Annotated in this window: 18 protein-coding genes; 11 read left to right on the top strand and 7 right to left on the bottom strand. The window is 73.3% G+C overall.

Annotation, left to right across the window (positions count from 1 at the left end; translation table 11 throughout):
* Positions 1–13 precede the first annotated feature (13 nt).
* A complete protein-coding gene (locus tag E6R62_RS24045; protein ID WP_136215597.1) occupies positions 14–637 on the bottom strand; it encodes a TetR family transcriptional regulator in 624 nt (207 codons plus the stop codon).
* 227 nt (positions 638–864) lie between these two features.
* Between E6R62_RS24045 and E6R62_RS24040 the strand changes: the two genes are divergently transcribed.
* From E6R62_RS24040 to E6R62_RS24030, 3 genes are read left to right on the top strand one after another with little or no spacing between them, the layout of a single operon-like run.
* The gene (locus tag E6R62_RS24040) at positions 865–2,175 is read left to right on the top strand and encodes a glycosyltransferase family 4 protein (protein ID WP_136215596.1); all 1,311 of its coding nucleotides are present in this window, start codon (positions 865–867) and stop codon (positions 2,173–2,175) included.
* A gap of 54 nt (positions 2,176–2,229) precedes the next feature.
* A complete protein-coding gene (locus tag E6R62_RS24035; RefSeq protein ID WP_136215595.1) occupies positions 2,230–2,964 on the top strand; it encodes a class I SAM-dependent methyltransferase in 735 nt (244 codons plus the stop codon).
* Positions 2,961–4,043, top strand: coding sequence for a prenyltransferase (locus E6R62_RS24030; protein ID WP_136215594.1), 1,083 nt, complete (start codon positions 2,961–2,963; stop codon positions 4,041–4,043). Before E6R62_RS24035 ends, E6R62_RS24030 begins: the two co-directional genes overlap by 4 nt.
* 158 nt (positions 4,044–4,201) lie before the next feature.
* On the opposite strand, the gene E6R62_RS24025 is transcribed toward E6R62_RS24030, so the two are convergent.
* A complete protein-coding gene (locus tag E6R62_RS24025) occupies positions 4,202–4,501 on the bottom strand; it encodes a hypothetical protein (protein WP_136215593.1) in 300 nt (99 codons plus the stop codon).
* 113 nt (positions 4,502–4,614) lie between these two features.
* On the opposite strand from E6R62_RS24025, the gene E6R62_RS24020 reads away from it, so the two are divergent.
* The 3 genes from E6R62_RS24020 to E6R62_RS24010 all read left to right on the top strand — a co-directional run bounded on the left by E6R62_RS24020 (position 4,615) and on the right by E6R62_RS24010 (position 7,572).
* Positions 4,615–5,268: a hypothetical protein gene (locus tag E6R62_RS24020; protein WP_240801852.1), complete on the top strand. Its 654-nt coding sequence runs from the start codon at positions 4,615–4,617 to the stop codon at positions 5,266–5,268.
* 153 nt (positions 5,269–5,421) lie between these two features.
* On the top strand, positions 5,422–7,140 hold the full coding sequence (locus E6R62_RS24015; RefSeq protein ID WP_240801851.1) for an immunity 49 family protein: 1,719 nt from the start codon (positions 5,422–5,424) through the stop codon (positions 7,138–7,140).
* Between the two features lie 36 nt (positions 7,141–7,176).
* Positions 7,177–7,572, top strand: coding sequence for a hypothetical protein (locus tag E6R62_RS24010; RefSeq protein ID WP_136215592.1), 396 nt, complete (start codon positions 7,177–7,179; stop codon positions 7,570–7,572).
* On the opposite strand, the gene E6R62_RS24005 is transcribed toward E6R62_RS24010, so the two are convergent.
* The 4 genes from E6R62_RS24005 to E6R62_RS23990 all read right to left on the bottom strand — a co-directional run bounded on the left by E6R62_RS24005 (position 7,569) and on the right by E6R62_RS23990 (position 11,453).
* Positions 7,569–8,579, bottom strand: coding sequence for an LLM class F420-dependent oxidoreductase (locus E6R62_RS24005; RefSeq protein WP_136215591.1), 1,011 nt, complete (start codon positions 8,577–8,579; stop codon positions 7,569–7,571). The genes E6R62_RS24010 and E6R62_RS24005 overlap by 4 nt on opposite strands.
* Before the next feature lie 134 nt (positions 8,580–8,713).
* Positions 8,714–9,526 (bottom strand): hypothetical protein, encoded by an 813-nt coding sequence (locus E6R62_RS24000; RefSeq protein ID WP_136215590.1) that lies wholly within the window; start codon positions 9,524–9,526, stop codon positions 8,714–8,716.
* 137 nt (positions 9,527–9,663) lie between these two features.
* Positions 9,664–10,629, bottom strand: coding sequence for an N-acetylmuramoyl-L-alanine amidase (locus tag E6R62_RS23995; protein WP_136215589.1), 966 nt, complete (start codon positions 10,627–10,629; stop codon positions 9,664–9,666).
* Between the two features lie 182 nt (positions 10,630–10,811).
* Positions 10,812–11,453, bottom strand: a complete 642-nt coding sequence (locus E6R62_RS23990) for a class I SAM-dependent methyltransferase (RefSeq protein WP_136215588.1) — start codon at positions 11,451–11,453, stop codon at positions 10,812–10,814.
* A gap of 269 nt (positions 11,454–11,722) precedes the next feature.
* Between E6R62_RS23990 and E6R62_RS23985 the strand changes: the two genes are divergently transcribed.
* From E6R62_RS23985 to E6R62_RS23970, 4 genes are all read left to right on the top strand, one after another.
* Entirely contained in the window at positions 11,723–12,571 is an 849-nt protein-coding gene (locus tag E6R62_RS23985; protein WP_136215587.1) for a helix-turn-helix transcriptional regulator, read from the top strand.
* Entirely contained in the window at positions 12,531–12,791 is a 261-nt protein-coding gene (locus E6R62_RS23980) for a DUF397 domain-containing protein (protein WP_136215586.1), read from the top strand. Before E6R62_RS23985 ends, E6R62_RS23980 begins: the two co-directional genes overlap by 41 nt.
* A gap of 190 nt (positions 12,792–12,981) precedes the next feature.
* Entirely contained in the window at positions 12,982–15,147 is a 2,166-nt protein-coding gene (locus E6R62_RS23975; protein ID WP_136215585.1) for an acyl-CoA dehydrogenase, read from the top strand.
* A gap of 15 nt (positions 15,148–15,162) precedes the next feature.
* On the top strand, positions 15,163–16,350 hold the full coding sequence (locus tag E6R62_RS23970; protein WP_136215584.1) for a lipid-transfer protein: 1,188 nt from the start codon (positions 15,163–15,165) through the stop codon (positions 16,348–16,350).
* A gap of 184 nt (positions 16,351–16,534) precedes the next feature.
* Here the strand turns inward: E6R62_RS23970 and E6R62_RS39715 are convergent, their stop codons facing one another.
* Entirely contained in the window at positions 16,535–16,885 is a 351-nt protein-coding gene (locus E6R62_RS39715) for a response regulator transcription factor (protein ID WP_168714153.1), read from the bottom strand.
* Between the two features lie 280 nt (positions 16,886–17,165).
* Between E6R62_RS39715 and E6R62_RS23960 the strand changes: the two genes are divergently transcribed.
* Positions 17,166–18,020: a MaoC/PaaZ C-terminal domain-containing protein gene (locus tag E6R62_RS23960; protein ID WP_136215583.1), complete on the top strand. Its 855-nt coding sequence runs from the start codon at positions 17,166–17,168 to the stop codon at positions 18,018–18,020.
* Positions 18,021–18,025: the final 5 nt, after the last annotated feature.

The following is an 18,025-nucleotide window of genomic DNA, read 5'->3' as shown; positions in this document are numbered from 1 at the left end:
GGGGGGGGCGGGTTCAGGCCCTTTCCGGGTCCGTCAGGTCGATCAGGCGGCAGACCGTCTCGATGTCTATCTTCACCTGGGCGATCGAGGCGCGGCCCGACAGCCAGGTGATCAGTGCCGAGTGCCAGGTGTGCTCGATCACCCGGACCGCCGAGAGCTGTTCCGCCGTCGGAGCGGACTCCAGGCCCATCGCGTCCAGGATGATCGCCGTCGTCAGCCGCGAGACCGTGTCCACCTCCGGGCTCACGCTGCGGTCCGCGAAGGTCAGGGCGCGCACCATCGCGTCCGCCAGGTGCGGCTCCCGCTGGAGGGCCCGGAACGCGCGCATCAGGGTCTCGGCGACGCGGGCCGCCGGGTCCTGCGCCGCGGGGGGCCGCTTGCGCAGCGTCGTGTGCATGTGCTGGAGCTGGTCCTGCATGGTGGCGACCAGCAGGTGGACCTTGGAGGGGAAGTACCGGTACAGGGTGCCCAGCGCCACGCCCGCCGCCTCCGCGACCTCGCGCATCTGGACCGCGTCGAAACCGCCCCGCCCGGCCAACTGCGCGCTGGCGTGCAGAATCCGCCGCCGCCGCGCCTCCTGGCGTTCGGTCAGGGGCGGGGACGCCGGTGTGGTCACGGCCTTCGCTTCCACTGTCATCTGTCCTGTTCCAAGGCGTTCCGTGGTGTTGGCGGGGGCTGCTCGCCTCGGGTTCGCCCGCAGCGTGTCAGCCGCCGGAGCCGTGGCGTGAATCACCTGCTCCGCCTCTTACGGTGTGGTTTCCGGCCGGTAGATTCAATGCTCTTCGACGGATCAAGTCTGAAACTTGTTCTACATTATGCGAGCGGTTACGCTCCGGCGAAAGTGCAGGGAGAAGGGGGCCGAGAGTGACCGCAGAGGCCATGGTGACGAGCCCTTTCGCGGGTTCCGTCGCCGACGGCGACCGCCCGTTGCGCATCGCACTCCTCACCTATAAGGGGAACCCGTTCTGCGGTGGCCAGGGCGTCTACGTCCGGCACCTCTCGCGCGAGCTCGTCCGGCTGGGCCATTCGGTGGAAGTGATCGGCGCGCAGCCCTACCCGGTGCTCGACACCGGCGCCACCCTCACCGAGCTGCCGAGCCTGGACCTGTACCGCAGCCCCGACCCGTTCCGTACGCCGGCGCGCGAGGAATACCGGGACTGGATCGACGCCCTTGAGGTCGCCACCATGTGGACCGGCGGCTTCCCCGAGCCGTTGACCTTCTCCCTGCGGGCCCGGCGCCACCTCGCCGCCCGTGCCGGTGACTTCGACGTCATCCACGACAACCAGACCCTCGGCTACGGCCTGTTGGGCGAGCTGGGCGCGCCGCTCGTCACCACGATCCACCACCCGATCACCGTCGACCGGAAACTGGACCTGGCCGCCGCCAAGGACCGCAAGAAGCGCCTCTCCGTCCGCCGCTGGTACGCCTTCACCCGCATGCAGGGCCGCGTCGCCCGCCGCCTGCCGTCCGTCCTCACCGTCTCCGGTTCCTCCCGGCAGGAGATCGCCGAGCACCTCGGAGTGCGCGACGAGCGCATCCACGTGGTGCACATCGGAGCCGACACCGACCTGTGGTCGCCCGACGCCTCCGTGGCGGAGGTCCCCGGGCGGATCGTGACGACCTCCAGCGCCGACGTGCCGCTCAAGGGGCTCGTGCACCTCGTCGAGGCCCTCGCCAAGCTGCGCACCGAACGGCCCGACGCGCACCTGGTCGTCGTCGGCAAACGCGCCGAGAAGGGCCCGGTCGCCCGCGCGATCGAGACGTACGGGCTCCAGGACGCCGTGCGGTTCGTCAAGGGCATCACCGACGCCGAACTCGTGGACCTGGTGCGCGGCGCCCAGGTCGCCTGCGTGCCCTCCCTCTACGAGGGCTTCTCGCTGCCCGCCGCGGAGGCCATGGCCACCGGCACCCCGCTGGTCGCCACGACCGGCGGGGCGATCCCCGAGGTGGCCGGACCCGACGGGGAGACCTGTCTGGCCGTGCCGCCCGGCGACGCGGGGGCGCTGGCCGCCGCGCTGGGCCGGCTGCTGGGCGACGAGGGGCTGCGCGCCCGACTCGGGGCCGCCGGACGCGAGAGGGTCCTGGCCCGGTTCACCTGGGCGAAGGCCGCCGAGGGGACCGTGGTCCACTACCGGGCCGCCATCGAACAGGCCCGTGCCCGCCGCTCGCGCTGACACCGTTCCACCCACCACCCCGTACACCCCCGCGACCCGCGAAGGCAGGACCCCGTGCTGACCGTCGATTTCTCCCGGTTCCCGCTCGCCGCCGGCGACCGCGTTCTCGACCTGGGCTGCGGCGCAGGCCGGCACGCCTTCGAGTGCTACCGGCGCGGCGCCCAGGTGGTCGCCGTGGACCGCAACGGCGAGGAGATCCGCGAGGTCGCCAAGTGGTTCGCCGCGATGAAGGAGGCCGGCGAGGCCCCCGCGGGCGCCACCGCCACCGCCATGGAGGGCGACGCGCTGGCCCTGCCCTTCCCCGACGAGTCCTTCGACGTGGTCATCATCTCCGAGGTGATGGAGCACATCCCCGACGACAAGGGCGTGCTCGCCGAGATGGTGCGCGTGCTCAAGCCGGGCGGCCGCATCGCGATCACCGTGCCGCGCTACGGCCCGGAGAAGATCTGCTGGGCGCTGTCCGACGCCTACCACGAGGTCGAGGGCGGCCACATCCGCATCTACAAGGCGGACGAGTTGCTCGGGAAGATGGAGGCCGCGGGCCTCAAGCCGTACGGCACGCACCACGCGCACGGCCTGCACTCCCCGTACTGGTGGCTCAAGTGCGCGTTCGGCGTCGACAACGACAAGGCGCTGCCGGTGAAGGCGTACCACAAGCTCCTGGTCTGGGACATCATGAAGAAGCCGCTGGCCACGCGGCTCGCCGAGCAGGCCCTCAATCCGGTCATCGGCAAGAGCTTCGTCGCCTACGCGACCAAGCCCCACCTGCCCCTCGGCGCGGCGCAGTGAGCACGCCCGGACGCACCGAACACCTGGTCCTGGACGGAGTGCTGACCGCCGAGCAGGCGGCGGGCACGGTCGCCGGCATCCTCGCGGCGCAGCGTACCGACGGCGCCATCCCCTGGTTCCGCGGCCACCACCTGGACCCGTGGGACCACACCGAGGCCGCGATGGCGCTGGACGCGGCCGGGGAGCACCAGGCGGCGGAGCGGGCGTACGAGTGGCTGGCGCGGCACCAGAACCAGGACGGCTCCTGGTACGCGGCCTACGCCGACCGGCCGGACGGCGTGGACACCGCCGAGCCGCAGGACGCGAGCCGCGAGAGCAACTTCGTCGCGTACATAGCGGTCGGTGTCTGGCACCACTACCTCGCCACGGGTGACGACCCGTTCCTGGACCGGATGTGGCCGGCGGTGTACGCGGCCGTGGAGTTCGTGCTCGCGCTCCAGCAGCCGGGCGGCGAGATCGGCTGGAAGCGGGAGGCGGACGGCACGCCCGTCGCCGACGCGCTGCTGACCGGTTCCTCCTCCATCCATCAGGCGCTGCGGTGCGCGCTGGCCATCGCCGACCACCGCGGGGACCCGCAGCCGGACTGGGAGCTGGCGGCGGGCGCGCTGGGGCACGCGATACGACGGCACCCGGAACGGTTCCTGGACAAGTCGCGGTACTCGATGGACTGGTACTACCCGGTGCTCGGGGGCGCCGTCACCGGCGCCGAGGCGAAGGCGCGCATCGACGGACGCTGGGACGAGTTCGTGGTGCCGGGGCTGGGCGTGCGGTGCGTGCTGCCCAACCCGTGGGTGACCGGCGGGGAGTCCTGCGAGCTGGCGCTCGCGCTGTGGGCCATCGGGGAGTCGGACCGGGCGCTGGAGATCCTGCGCTCGATCGGGCACCTGCGGGCCGAGAACGGCATGTACTGGACGGGCTACGTGTTCCGGGACGAGGCGGTCTGGCCGGTCGAGCAGACGACCTGGACGGCCGGCTCGCTGCTGCTGGCCGTGGCCGCGCTCGGCGGCGACGAGGCGACGGGCGAGATCTTCGGCGGTCTCTCCCTGCCCCCGGGCCTCGAACCGGACTGCTGCGGCTGACGAAGCGCCCCGGTCCCGCGCTCGGGGCGGGCGCCTCGGTCGCGCTCCGGGCGGGCGGTCGAGGCCCGTCCGGCCGCCCGGCTCCGTACCCCCGCCCCCGGGGCGCGCGTACGGCGGCCGCCACCTCGCGAGGGGCGGCGGCCGGGGCGGGTCCGGGCTCAGCGGCGGTAGAGCCAGCCCGAGACGAGGTGGCCGATGAAGAGGTAGACCACCGCGGCCAGTCCGTAGCCGACGACCACCTGGACCCATTCGCGGTCGAAGGTGAACAGGTCGTACGACCAGTTCGCGAGCCAGGTCGCGGCGTCGTGGACGAAGTCGACGAGGGCGTTGCCCCGGTTGGCGTCCAGCAGGTAGAGCAGGATCCACAGGCCGATCACGAAAGCCATCACGTCGGCCAGGACGGCGACGGCCCGGCCCAGGCCGCTGCCTCGGGCGGGTGCTCTGGTGTATGTCCGCATGTCCCGCGTCTTGCCGCCGCACGGCGGGACAAACCCCGAACGGGTCCCCCAAGTAGCGCAGTCGCGCTTCCCGGGCCACGCTGCGGAGGACACCTCAGTCCCCGGAGGCAACCGTGTCCCACCCCATCACATCCGCCCGCATCCGCCGCGCGCTGACGGCGGCCTTGCTGTCCTGCGCGCTCCTGGCCGGAGCGACCGCCTGTGGTTCCGGCGGCGGCTCCGGCACGGTCACGAGAACCCAGACCCAGGACGACGACGTCTCGGTCGCCGTGGCCGCCTTCGCCGAAGCCGAGGGGGCCGCCTCGGCCGCCGACGCGCAGGCGGCCGCGGCCGAGCCGACGCCCAGCACCACGGCCGAGCGGCAGAAGTTCGCCAAGACCCGCTTCGTCGCCAACGCCGGTCTCGCGGCCGGGGCGACCTACCAGTGGATCATCAAGCCCTACAAGGCGGGCAAGTTCAAGAAGGGCGCGAAGGGCCGTACGTTCGCTCTCGTCAAGGCCGGTCTGGCCGGCGCCTTCGCCTACAACCGGCTCAAGGCGGCCCTCAACAACGCCAAGGGCGACCCGCTACTGTCGAAGGCGGTGGCCCCGCTCACCGCGGGCATCGAATCGCTCAAGGGCCTCGGCTCCAAGCTCCGCAAGGGCGACGCGAGCGACGGCGACATCACCTCCTTCCAGGACGTCATCGGAGGTGTGAAGGACGCGGGCAAGAGCGCCGGCGCCCCCGTACAGGACCAGGTCCCGAGCCTGTCCCAACTGAAGGGTTAGGCCCACCGGCGACGGCGACGGCGACGGCGCCGCGGACGGGTCGGACGGGCACACGCGCCCGGACGGCCCGTCCCGTTCGCGCATCCGGCCGGGAAACGTCACCCGCGCCGGGTCCCGGGCCGGACTGTCACACCCGCCTCGTAGGGTCGAGGCGTGACACGAGACGACGCCCTTCACCCCTCGGACGCCCCGGACTCCGAACTGCCGATGCTGACCGTCGCGCAGGCCGCCGGCTTGCGGGAACTCGCCGCCCCCTACGCCCGCGACGGCCTCCGGCACTCCCTGGGCAACCTGGCGCACCGGTGCCGCCAGGCGCCGCAGGCCCACTGGCCGGACCTGGTCGCCGCGCACTTCGCCGCCCTGGCGGACGGTGGACACGGCGACGAGAGCGTCGAGGAGTTGCTGCGGGGCGTGCACGTCCGGCTGCTGCCCCGTGAGTCGTTCACCCCCGAGATGGCCGCCGTCATGCGGTACGCCCGCGTGGTGGCCGACGGGCTCGTCCTCGCCTACGCCCTCGACCGACCCGCGAGCGTGCGCATCCTCACGGACCGGGACGTGGAGCGCGCCGGGCTGCGGGAGCTGGGCCGCGCGGCGTACGCGAACCTGATGCGCGTGCCCGTCGAGTGCGCGGAGGTGCCGGGCGGGGGAGGGGCGAGGCTCTACTCCGTGTACGGCGACTCCCACTTCGTCGCCGCCAAGGCCCTGTACCTGCCCGAGGTGGCGCGGCAGGTCGGCGGGGAGCCGCTCCCGGCGGCCGGCGCCCTCGTCGTCGTTCCCGGCAGGCACAACCTCGTCTACCACCCGATCACCGACGGATCGGTGGTCGACGCCCTCAACTCCCTCGCCTCCTACGCGCTGGGGGCCTACGACGACGGGCCGGGCGCGCTGTCCCCGCGGGTCTACTGGTGGCACGACGGAGGCCTGACGTCCCTGACCGTCATCGACGAGGCCACCCGCACCTTCTCCCTGCGCCCTCCGCCGCCGCTGCTCGCCCTGATGAAGGGCCTGGACCGTCTCGACCACGCCGGCCGGCTCGCCGGCCGCGCCGCGACCGGGGCCCCCGACCTCGACGCGCTCACGCGGGCCACCGCCGAGTCCGTACGGCGCCTCGACCGGGACCCGGCGGGGCTGGGTGAGGCGTTCGGCTCCGCCCTCGCGCTCGCCCACGCCCACTGCGCGGACGACCCCGACGGGGCGTGGATCGACACGTGGCACGCCTGGGCCACCGCCGTGCAGCTCGGCTCCGCGCTGTTCTGCGGCGCGCAGCCGCAGGAGTGCGAACTGGGCGAGGACCTGGTCATGCGGCTGCCGGAGACGCAGGCCGACCCGCCCGCGGACGCCCGCGCCTGGCTCGACGCCCTCTACCTGGCACTCGTGTGCCGCCAGACGGAGCGGGTCGGCCTGCTGTGCCGGGTGCCCCTGGAGAGACTGCGGGAGGACGACTCGGTCGACGAGTACGTCCTGGCCTGGGTCGACACCCTGCACACGTACCTCTCCCGCCGGGGGTCCATGGACGACGTCGTGGGGAAGCTGCTCGACACCATGCGGACGTCCGTGCCCGAGCACCTGACCCACGCGCCGAAGGACTTCGTGAACCGCGTCGACTACCAGCCGATCGCGTTGTTCCACCGCCTCGTCGCGGGCGACCGGGACGCCTTCGCGCAGACGCTCGCCGAAGCGCTGTCGGAGCACGGCGGATACTGGGGAGACTCGGCGGCGCCGCGTGCCCGAGTGGCCCTGGGACCGCTCGCGATGGCGAGCATCGCCTACGACCGGGGGTTCCCGATCGACGCCAGGCAGCCGTACCTGCCGGCCTACCTGCTCAATCGGGAGCGGATCGAGACCATCCCCGACGCCGGGGCGCCGTCGTGATTTGTGCCGTGGTCGGCCGGAACCCAAGATGAGCGGATGTTCGGATTCCTCTTCCTCGCCGTCCTGGCCGTGCTGACGGGCCTGCTGGTCCGGCGCCTCAAGCGCCGACGGGCGGCGGCAGGCCCCCCGGCCGGCGTCCCCTGCATGGCCCGCCGGCCGGCGGGTCGGGGACGCTGGAGGGCCGGCCGGGTGGAGGTCGACCGGGGAGCGGCCCGTCTCGCCTGGCGGGGCCCGGACCTCGACCTCGCCGGGGCTCGCGCCACCGCCGTCCGGCCGCCGTCGGTGCGGGAGGGCCTCTCCATCAACCCCGGCTCCCGCATCGTCACCTGCGCCCTCCCGGACGGCCCCGCCATCGAGATCGCCGTGATGTCGCCGGACCTCGGGGAACTGCTCGCGGCCGTGCCGGAGGCGCCGGTGGAGACGACGCCCTAGCTGTTGAGTTCGGCGAGGACCCGCAGGGTGTGGGGGTCGGGGGCGGTCAGGAGGAGGTCGGTGACCGGGCCCTCGCGCCACAGGTCGAGGCGCTCCGCGATCCGCTCGCGCGGTCCGATCAGGGAGATCTCGTCGGCGAAGGCGTCGGGGACCGCCAGCACCGCCTCCTGCCTGCGGCCGGCCAGGAAGAGCTCCTGGATGCGGCGGGCCTCCTCCTCGTAGCCCATCCGGGCCATCAGGTCGGCGTGGAAGTTGCGGGCCGCATGGCCCATGCCGCCGATGTAGAAGCCCAGCATCGCCTTCACCGGCAGCAGTCCCTCCGCCACGTCGTCGCAGACCTTCGCGCGGGCCATCGGCGCGATCACGAAGTTCTCGGGGAGCGCGGCGAGGGAGGCCACGTAGACGTCGGTGCGGGTCGGCGACCAGTACAGGGGGAGCCAGCCGTCCGCGATCCGGGTCGTCTGCGCGATGTTCTTCGGCCCCTCCGCGCCGAGCAACAGGGGCAGGTCCGCGCGCAACGGGTGGGTGATGGACCTCAGGGCCTTGCCGAGGCCCGTGCCGTCCGCGCCGGCGTACGGGTGGCTGTGGAAGCGGCCGTCGAGGGAGACGGGGGCCTCGCGGCGCAGCACCTGGCGGATGACGTCCACGTACTCCCGGGTGGCGGTGAGCGGGCTCGCGGGGAACGGGCGCCCGTACCAGCCCTCCACCACCTGCGGCCCCGACAGGCCGAGGCCCAGCGTCATCCGGCCGCCCGAGAGGTGGTCCAGGGTCAGGGCGTGCATGGCGGTGGCGGTGGGGCTGCGGGCGGCCATCTGCGCGATGGCGGTACCGAGCCGGATGCGGGAGGTGTGCGCGGCGATCCAGGTCAGCGGGGTGAAGGCGTCCGAGCCCCAGGCCTCGGCGGTCCATACCGAGTCGTACCCGAGCCGCTCGGCCTCCTGCGCGAGGGCGAGGTGGTCGGGGCCGGGGCCGCGGCCCCAGTAGCCGAGTGCGAGTCCCAGGCGCATGTGCGGTCCCCCTGTGAGTCCCGGTGAGGCCCCGGCGGGTGGCGCGGCCCTTACCTGACGATGCGTCAGGAAACTGTAGGGCAACGGCCCCCCCACCCGGAAGGGTGGGGGGCCGTCGGGGAGACCGGGGGCGGTTACCCGCGCTGGATGCCCGAGGTGTCGTTCAGAACGCCGCGGCGGCCGTCCTGGGTCTGGGCGACCAGGGTGGAATCGCCGCGCTGCTCCACGGCCAGGTACCAGGTGCCGGGCGCGAGTTCCGCGATCGGGGTGGGCGAGCCGTCCTCGGCGAGGAGCGGACGGGCCACGGGGACGGCGAACCAGAACGGGGAGAAGTCCGCCGCCGGCGCGGGGGCCGGGGCCGGGGTCGGGTTCGCGTCGTGCGGGCCGGGGCCGGGCGTCGGCGTGCCGCCGTAGGGCGGGACCGGCTGCGGGGTGGCCCCGTACGGCTGCTGCTGGGCGCCCGGGTATCCGTAACCGGCGCCGGGCTGGCCCCCGTACGGCGGGACGGCCGCCGGCCGGGGCTCGGGGACGAGCTGACCGGCCAGCGCCGGGATCATCGGCCCGGCGACGGCCACGCCGGCCAGCGCGAGGACGGCGAGGAAGGACAGGATGCAACCGGCGCCGAGGTCAAGCCGGGACGGGCAGACGATGAGCGACCACAGGGCGTTCCAGGCGGCCGCGACGGCGAGCACCGTGCCCCACGCGGCCAGGGGCAGACCGAGGACCTTGCGGGACTCCGGCTGGAAGCGGGCGGCGATCAGCAGCCCCGCCGCGACGAAGCCGAGCAGGAAGATGGCCGGCAGGGCGAGGCCGCTGTAGTCGGTGTTCCACACGCTCGGCATGTCGGCGCCGGTGACGGTGTAGAAATCGAGGAACGAGGCGATGAACAGCAGCACCGCTGCTCCGATCACCACGCCGTCGCCTCGAGTGAGGGAGCGGATGTTCACGTCTTAGGTGTCCTTCTCGGTCTCGGTCGTCTCGTGGTGCCGCGGTCGCAGGTCAGGGCTGGAGCGGGGCGGGCGGCACCATGGTACGTAGGTTTCCGTGGCCGAGAGGGCCGGGGCGGCGGGCCGCCCCGGCAGGACTACCCGCCCAGGAAGCCGACGATGCCGTCCGCGATCCCCTGTGCCGCTTTCTGGCGCCACTGCGGATTGGTCAGTTGCGCCGCGTCCTTGCTGTCACGCATGTTGCCGCATTCGATGAACACCTTGGGCCGGGTTGAGAGGTTCAGTCCGCCCAGATCGTCGCGGATCACCAAACCGGTTCCGCCGCCGAGGTAGTTGGCGGGGCTCGATCCCGTGGTGCGGGCGAAGTTGCGCGCGATGCGTTCGCCGAGCAGTCGGGAGGGTTCCACGATCTTGGCGGTGTCCGCCTTGCCGCCCTTGACCTCGGCCGGGAGGATCACGTGGTAGCCGCGGTTGCCCTCGGAGACGCCGTCCGCGTGGACGGAGACGACGGCGTCGGCCTTCGCGTCGTTGCCGATGCGGGCCCGCTCGTCGATGCACGGACCCCAGGCACGGTCCGTCTCGTGGGTGAACACCACCTTCAGGCCCTTGGCCTCCAGGAGGGTGCGCAGCCGACGGGACACGTCCAGGGTGAACTCGGCTTCCATGTAGCCCGAGTTGGTGGTGGTGCCGGTGGTGTCGCACTCCTTGCGGTTGGTGCCGATGTCCACCTGGCGGTCGATCTCGGTGGTGTGGTCGAAGTTGCCGGTGTTGTGCCCGGGGTCGACGACCACGGTCCGGCCGGTCAGCGGGCCCTTGGCGGGCGGCTGCGCGGAGGGGGAGCCGCCGGTGGGGGTGGCGCCGGCGGCCGGGTTCGGCTTGCCGTCCAGGGGGGTGGTGTGGGAGGCGGGCACCGCGGCGGCCGGGGGCGGCTGTCGGTCCCGGCCGGACCCGGCCTGCGTCTGGGTCAGCACCCAGGCCGCCAGCGCGGCCGGGGCGAGGGACGCGACCGCGATGGTGAGGGCGGAGCGGCGCGTGAACCAGCGCCGGTCCGGACTGATCGAGGAGGCGGACTCTGGGGGCGGGGGACTCTCGTCGTAGCGCACGTCGCGATGCTAGACCGGCCCCACCCGGGGAGGCCCGGGCTGGGCCATCCGAGGGCGTGGTCGGGTTATATGCCCGGGGTCGGTGCTTCCGGCCGGTGCTTCCGGGCGGGGCGGCCGGGTGGTGTTTCCGGACGGTGCGTCCGGGCGGTGCGTCCGGGCGGGGCGGCGGGCCGGGCTCGATGTCAGACGCCCTCGCGGGTGCGTCGCAGCACGCGCAGCGAGTCGGTCACCGAGACCTCCTCGAACGCCCCGGAGGCGAGGGCGCGCAAGTAGACCCGGTACGGGGCCTGTCCGCCGTCGGCCGGGTCCGGGAAGACGTCGTGGATCACCAGGGTGCCGCCCACCGCCAGGTGGGGGGCCCAGCCCTCGTAGTCGCCGTTCGCGTGCTCGTCCGTGTGCCCGCCGTCGATGAAGACGAGGCCGAGCGGGCCGCCCCAGGCGGCCGCGACCTGCGGGGACCGACCGACGATCGCGATCACGTGCTCCTCCAGACCGGCCCGGTGCAGGGTGCGGCGGAAGGTCGGCAGCGTGTCCATCAGTCCGACCTCGGGGTCCACCACCGTCGGGTCGTGGTACTCCCAGCCGGGCTGCTGCTCCTCGCTGCCCCGGTGGTGGTCCACGGTCAGCGCGGTCACACCCGCCTCGCGGGCGGCGTCGGCGAGCAGCAGGGTGGAGCGCCCGCAGTACGTGCCGACCTCCAGCAGCGGCAGCCCGAGCGCGGCCGCCTCGGTCGCGGCGGCGTACAGGGCGAGCCCCTCGCCCACGGGCATGAACCCCTTGGCGGCCTCGAAGGCGGCGAGGGTCTCCGGCTTGGGGCTGGCCATGGTGTTCCTCCTGCTGGGCGGCGTGCGCGTGGGCGGCCCATGCTGCCCTACCCACTGGTAGGGCGCCACGCCCGGGTCCGGTGTGGAAGGGGCGGGGGTGCGGGGTCGGGCGTGACCGAGGGTGAGGCCTTGGGTGGCGGGCGGGGCAAAATCCGCTCGGAAGTGTTCAGTTGGGACCTTCGGGCCACGCGGTAGGTCATGGCGCGACTACGCTCGGCAACAGACCGCACGTGTACGCCGCAGGGCGTGTAGTTGGGGGTGACCGCTCCATGGTCGGCAGCCGCGAACTCGATCCCAGCGCCTCTCCGCTGGATTACTACGGCGCCGAACTGCGCCGATTCCGGGAGAACGCCGGAATGAAACAGGCGGAGCTCGGGAGCAGTGTCTTCTGCACCGGCTCGCTGGTCGGCATGATCGAGAAGGCCCGCCGGGTGCCGACCCGGGACTTCTCGGAGCGGGTGGACGCGGTGCTCAACACGGGCGGCTTCTTCTCCCGGCTGGTGGGGCTGGTGCTGCGAAGCCAGCTGCCGGCGTGGTTCCAGGCGTACGCGGAGATGGAGGCGTCTGCGACGTACATCTCCTCGTACCAAGCGCAGCTGATCGATGGTCTGCTGCAGACGGAGGCGTACGCGCGGGCGGTGCTGGGGTCACGGAGCAACGGCGACCTCGACGCGAAGGTGGCCGCGCGGATGGACCGGCAGCGCATCCTGGACCGCGAGAACCCGCCGCTGATGTGGGTGGTGATGAGTGAGGCCGCCCTGCACCAGGAGATCGGCGGCCGGGAGGTCATGCGGGAGCAGTTGGCCCATCTGCTGGAGCAGCGGCGACAGGAGTGGGTGCAGGTACAGATCTTGCCGTTCGAGGCAGGAGCGCATGCGGGGCTGCCGGGCTCGTTCAACCTCCTGCGGCTCGATGACGGACATGACCTCGTCTATACCGAGGACTTCGTCCAAGGCCATATGACGGCCAATCCACAAGCGTTCAGGGAAGGTTCGCTCCGATACGATCTTTTGCAGGCCGCCGCCCTCTCCGTGGAGGACTCGGCGGCACGGATCGCCCGCGTAGTGGAGGAACGTTATGGACACCATCCAGCAGATGACGGGCACGTCGTGGCGTAAGTCCTCGTACAGCTCCGACACCGGCGGCCAGTGCGTCGAGTGCGCCCCCCTCGGCGGAGCCGCCTGGCGCAAGTCCTCGTTCAGTGGCGACACCGGCGGTGACTGCGTCGAGGTCGCCGCTCGACCCTGCCTCGTCGCCGTCCGGGACTCCAAGAACCCCGGTGGGCCCGCGTTCACCGTGACTCCCGACGCCTTCGCGGTGTTCGTGCGCGGTCTCTGACCCCACCGGGCGCACGCGCCCGTCCGGGCCCGGCCCGGCCCCCTTCCGGCGCGAGGTACCTGCCTCGCGCCGGTTTTCGTGTGCCCGCGCCGCGTCCGGGGCGCCACCGACCCGGACACGTCGTGGAGCCGGCGAAAACGACGACGATCTGACCTTCCGTCAGAATGGAACGTGTTCTAATCTGCCGCGCATGGGCATCGGAATCACGCAAGAGCACCGGGAGTTGGTCGACGCCGTGCGCGGTCGCCTCGCGCGGGACGTGCCGGTCGAGGAGGTGCGCAAGCTGCTCGACACCCCGCCGCGGACCGGGGTGCGGCCCGCCTACTGGGACGCCCTGGCCGATTCGGGGTTGCTGTTCCCGCACCTGGAGGGCGGGACCCTGCTCGACCTCGCCGTCGTCGTGGAGGAGGCCGCCCGGGCGGCGCTGCCCGGGGCGTACCTGCCGAGCGCGCTGGCCTCCGTACTCCTGGGGCGGGCCGGCGCCGAGCCGCTCGGCGGGCGGGTGGGGGCCGTCGCGCTCGGGCCGGGGACCATGACCGCCGTCGCGGTCGAAGGCGGCGGCCGCCTGCTGGACGGTCTCGCACCGCCCGTGCTCGGGGGCGGGGAGGCGGAGCTCGTGCTCGTCGCCGCCGAGAGCGGGCGGGGGACGCTCTGGTTCGCCGTCGACGCCACCGCCCTGGAGGTCCGTACCCACGACAGCGCCGACCCGACCCGGCCCACCGCCGAGGTGCGGGCGCGCGGGGTCGTCGTACCGGCCGGGCGGCTGTTGAAGCTGGACTCCGACCTGGTGCGGGACGCCGCCTGCGCGCTGTTCGCCGCCGACGCCTGCGGGACCGCCGCCTGGGCGGTGCACACCGCCGCCGAGTACGCGAAGGTGCGCGAACAGTTCGGCCGGCCCATCGGGCGGTTCCAGGGCGTCAAGCACCTGTGCGCCGACATGCTGGTACGGCTGGAGCAGGCGCGGGCCCTGGCCTGGGACGCAGCCCGGGTGTTGGACGAGCCGGTCGGGGTGCGCTCTCTCGTGACGGCGCTCGCGGCCGCGACCGCCCTGGACGCCGCGTACTCCTGCGCCAAGGACTGCATCCAGGTGCTCGGCGGGATCGGCTTCACCTGGGAGCACGACGCGCACATCCACCTGCGCCGGGCCCTCGTCGCCCGCCAGCTCCTCGGCTCCGGCGACGCGCACCGGGTCCGGGCCGCCGGACACGCGGCGGCGGGCGCACGTCGGGAGCTGCGGCTGGACCTCCCGGCGGAGGCCGAGGCGTACCGCACGCGGGCTCGCGGGGTCATCGAGGGGGCGCGGGGCCTCGACCCGGCCGCGGCCCGCAGAGCCCTGGCACCGACCGGCTACGCGGCCCCGCACCTGCCGGCGCCGTACGGCCTGGGCGCCGGGCCCGTCGAACAACTGGTGGTGCAGGGGGAACTGGCGGCGTCCGGCGTCCGGCTCCCCGAACTCGGGATCGCCACCTGGGTCGTGCCCTCCCTGATCGCCTACGGCACGGCGCGCCAGCGGGACACCTACCTGCTGCCCACCCTGCGCGGGGACGTCACCTGGTGCCAGCTCTTCTCGGAGCCGGGCGCGGGCTCGGACCTCGCCTCGCTGCGGACCAGGGCGGAGCCCGCGGCCGGGGGCGGCTGGATGGTCAACGGACAGAAGGTGTGGACGAGTTCCGCGCACAGCGCCGACTTCGGCATCCTCCTCGCCCGGACCGACCCGCGAGCGCCCAAGCACAAGGGCCTCGGGTACTTCATCGTGGACATGCGCACGCCCGGCATCGACATCCGGCCCCTCAGGGAGATCACCGGCGAGGCGCTCTTCAACGAGGTCTACTTCGACGATGTCGCGCTCCCGGCCGACGCGCTGGTCGGGGCGGCCGACGAGGGCTGGAAGGTGGCCCGCCACACGCTCGGCAACGAACGCGTCCACATGGCCGACCAGATGACCTTCGACACTCCCCCTGGGCCTGACGGCCCGGGAGGTGCCCCCAGCTTGGAGGCGCTGATCGCGGCCTGCGCCGCCGCACCGGACCCCTCGTACCGGGCACGGGTCGGCGCGCTGGTCGCCGAGGCGCACGCGCTGGCCTGCATCGGCCTGCGGACCACGCTCCGGCAGGTTTCCGGGCTGGAGCCGGGCGCCGGGGCGTCCGTACGCAAACTCGTCCAGACGCCGCACCAGCAGCGGCTGGCCGAACTGGCGCTGGAACTGCTCGGGCCGGCGGGCGCGGTCCGCGAGGGGGCGGGGGAGCGGGCGGTGCACGCCCTGCTCATGTCCCGCTGCCTGACCATCGCCGGGGGCACCACGCAGGTCCAGCTGAACGTCGTCGCCGAGCGCATCCTCGGCCTTCCCAGGGACTGAAGAGGAGCGGCAGGGATGAAGTCGTACATCGTGGGCGTCGGCATGACGAAGTTCGAGAAGCCGGAGTCGCGGGACTGGCAGTACTGGGACATGGCGAAGGAGGCGGGGAGCGCGGCGCTGGCGGACGCGGGGATCGGGTACGAGCTGGTGGAGCAGGTGCCGGTGGGGTACTGCTTCCAGGCGTCGACGGCCGGGCAGCGGGCGGTGTACGAGCTGGGGCTGAGCGGGGTGCCCGTCTACAACGTGAACAACAACTGCGCCACCGGCTCCACGGCGTTGATGATGGCGAGGCAGTTCGTGGAGGGCGGCCTGAGCGACTGCGTGCTGGCGCTGGGCTTCGAGAAGATGAAGAAGGGCGCCTTGGGCGGCGGCGCGGACGGGGGCGACTTCAAGGTCTCGCCGGTCGCGCGGCACTACGGGATCATGGCAGCCGGCCACGGCTTCGAGATGTCGCCGCCGACCGCCCAGATCTTCGGGAACGCGGCGCGGGAACACATGGAGCGGTACGGGACCACGGCCGCGCAGCTCGCGGCGGTGGCGGCGAAGAACCACCGGCACTCGGCGAACAACCCCAACGCGCAGTTCCGCGACGTGTACACGGTCGACGAGGTCCTCGCGGCGAAGAGCATCCACGAGCCGCTGACGAAGTTGCAGTGCTCGCCGACCTCGGACGGAGCCGCGGCGGCGCTGGTGGTGTCGGAGCGGTTCGTGGTCGCCCACGGGCTGCACGACAAGGCGGTGGAGATCGTGGCGCAGGCGATGACGACGGATACGGAGGCGTCGTTCGCGTCCGGCTCGTGCATCGACGTGGTCGGCAAGCCGATGTCGGCGGCGGCGGGCCGGGCGGTGTTCGAGGCGTCGGGGCTGGGCGTCGAGGACGTGGACGTGATCGAACTGCACGACTGCTTCTCCGTCAACGAACTGCTGACGTACGAGGCGCTCGGGATGTGCGCGGAGGGCGGGTCCGGCGAACTGGTGGCGAGCGGCGCCACGACGTACGGGGGACGGTGGGTGGTGAACCCGTCCGGGGGCCTGATCTCCAAGGGCCACCCGCTGGGGGCGACGGGGCTGGCGCAGGCGGCGGAGCTGGTGTGGCAGCTGCGGGGCGAGGCCGGCGCGCGTCAGGTCCCCGGGGCCGGGGTGGGGCTGGCGCACAACATCGGCCTGGGCGGCGCGGCGGTGGTGACGCTGCTGCGGCGGTAGCCGCCGGGCGTGACGCCGGGGCGGTGGTGGTGGGGGCCTGTGGCTGCGGTGCGCTGCGCGACCCCCGGCCACATCGGGCTTTCGGGGCCCCGCCCCGGACCCCGCGCCGCACACGCAGGCGGGGCCCGGCTCGGCCGACGCGGCCGTAGGGGGCGCGGGACGCCCCTGCGGGCCGGACGAGGGGTCAGGGGACGTCCAGGGCCGGGTCGATCACCGGTTCGCCGCGGGAGGCCCGGTGGAGGGACAGGGTCAGGTCCGAGACCGGTCCGTCCCGCAGGACCAGCCCCGCCGCGCCCGCCGCCAGGGCGGCCTCCCGCAGGCCCGGCCGGGCGGAGCCCACCAGTACCAGGACCGCGCACTCCGGCGCCTCCTCCCGCACCTCCCGGACCCCGTCCACCGACTCCACCAGGGCCACCGCCGGGCGGCCCATCGGTGAGGACACCACCTCGATGTCCTGCTCCAAGCCCAGCCGCACGGCCAGCGCGGGGTTCGCGGGCCACAGCAGAACCCGCAGGGACCGCCCCGTTTCGTCCATCCGGCCAGGGTAGGGTCCCCGACCCCCGCACACCGTGGAACCATGCCGCGAAACGACCGATCTGACGTTGGGTCAGCGGTCTTCCCAACTGTTGGGGGGTGCGTTATACATGGCCTCACCGGCCGCCTAGAACGCGTTCTACCCGCTCGTCGGCGGCCCGCAGACGACCTCGGTGCGGCCGACGGTGCGGACGACCGCGCCGAGGTCTTCCCCTCACGGAGCACCCACCCAGCACCCACCAGCACTCACCGGCACCCACCCAGCAAGGAGCAGCATCCGAATGCCGATCGATGCCGCCAAGGCCCTCGCCGCCGAACCCCGTCGGGGGGACATCGCCTGGGACCACAAGGACATCCAGCTCTACCACCTCGGCGTCGGCGCCGGCCTGCCCGCCACCGACCCCGACGAGCTGCGCTACACCCTGGAGTCCGAACTCCACGTACTGCCCAGCTTCGCGACCGTCGCCGGCGCCGGCATGGCCATGCTCGGCGGCCTCGCCGCCCCCGGCATCGAGGTCGACCTCGCCTCCGTCCTGCACGGCGGCCACTCCATCGAGCTGCACCGCCCGATCCCCGTCAAGGGCCGCGCCACCTCGCGCTCCGCGGTCGCCGCCGTCTACGACAAGGGCAAGGCGGCGGTCATCGTGCTGCGCTCCGAGGTCGAGGACGCCGACGGGCCGCTGTGGACCAGCGACGCGCAGCTCTTCGTGCGCGGCGAGGGCGGGTTCGGCGGCGACCGGGGGCCCTCCGTCCGGGAGGAGGCGCCCGAGCGGGCCCCCGACCGCACCGTCGAGCGGCACATCCGTGAGGACCAGGCACTGCTCTACCGGCTCTCCGGCGACTGGAACCCGCTGCACGCCGACCCGGAGTTCGCCAAGCTCGCCGGTTTCGACCGGCCGATCCTGCACGGCCTGTGCTCCTACGGGATCACCCTCAAGGCCGTCGTCGACACCGCCCTGGCCGGGGACGTGGCCCGGGTCCGGGCCTACCGCACGCGTTTCGCCGGGATCGTCTTCCCGGGCGAGACCCTGCGCATCCGCATGTGGGAGGAGCCCGGCCGGGTGCGGGTGGCGGTGACCGCCGTCGAACGGGACGACGCGCCGGTCCTCGCCGACACCGTCGTGGAACACGCCTGACCGCG

The organism is Streptomyces sp. A1136 (assembly GCF_004795055.1).
Taxonomy (GTDB): Bacteria; Actinomycetota; Actinomycetes; order Streptomycetales; family Streptomycetaceae; genus Streptomyces.
Note: the sequence above shows the minus strand (reverse complement) of the source record. Positions and strands in the feature narration are given on the sequence as shown.

Coding starts and splice junctions, on each gene's coding strand:
- E6R62_RS24045 (WP_136215597.1), bottom strand. CDS start 637: ATGACAGTGGAAGCGAAGGCCGTGACCACACCGGCGTCCCCGCCCCTG.
- E6R62_RS24025 (WP_136215593.1), bottom strand. CDS start 4,501: ATGCGGACATACACCAGAGCACCCGCCCGAGGCAGCGGCCTGGGCCGG.
- E6R62_RS24010 (WP_136215592.1), top strand. CDS start 7,177: ATGTTCGGATTCCTCTTCCTCGCCGTCCTGGCCGTGCTGACGGGCCTG.
- E6R62_RS24005 (WP_136215591.1), bottom strand. CDS start 8,579: ATGCGCCTGGGACTCGCACTCGGCTACTGGGGCCGCGGCCCCGGCCCC.
- E6R62_RS23990 (WP_136215588.1), bottom strand. CDS start 11,453: ATGGCCAGCCCCAAGCCGGAGACCCTCGCCGCCTTCGAGGCCGCCAAG.
- E6R62_RS23985 (WP_136215587.1), top strand. CDS start 11,723: ATGGTCGGCAGCCGCGAACTCGATCCCAGCGCCTCTCCGCTGGATTAC.
- E6R62_RS23980 (WP_136215586.1), top strand. CDS start 12,531: ATGGACACCATCCAGCAGATGACGGGCACGTCGTGGCGTAAGTCCTCG.
- E6R62_RS23975 (WP_136215585.1), top strand. CDS start 12,982: ATGGGCATCGGAATCACGCAAGAGCACCGGGAGTTGGTCGACGCCGTG.
- E6R62_RS23970 (WP_136215584.1), top strand. CDS start 15,163: ATGAAGTCGTACATCGTGGGCGTCGGCATGACGAAGTTCGAGAAGCCG.
- E6R62_RS39715 (WP_168714153.1), bottom strand. CDS start 16,885: ATGGACGAAACGGGGCGGTCCCTGCGGGTTCTGCTGTGGCCCGCGAAC.
- E6R62_RS23960 (WP_136215583.1), top strand. CDS start 17,166: ATGCCGATCGATGCCGCCAAGGCCCTCGCCGCCGAACCCCGTCGGGGG.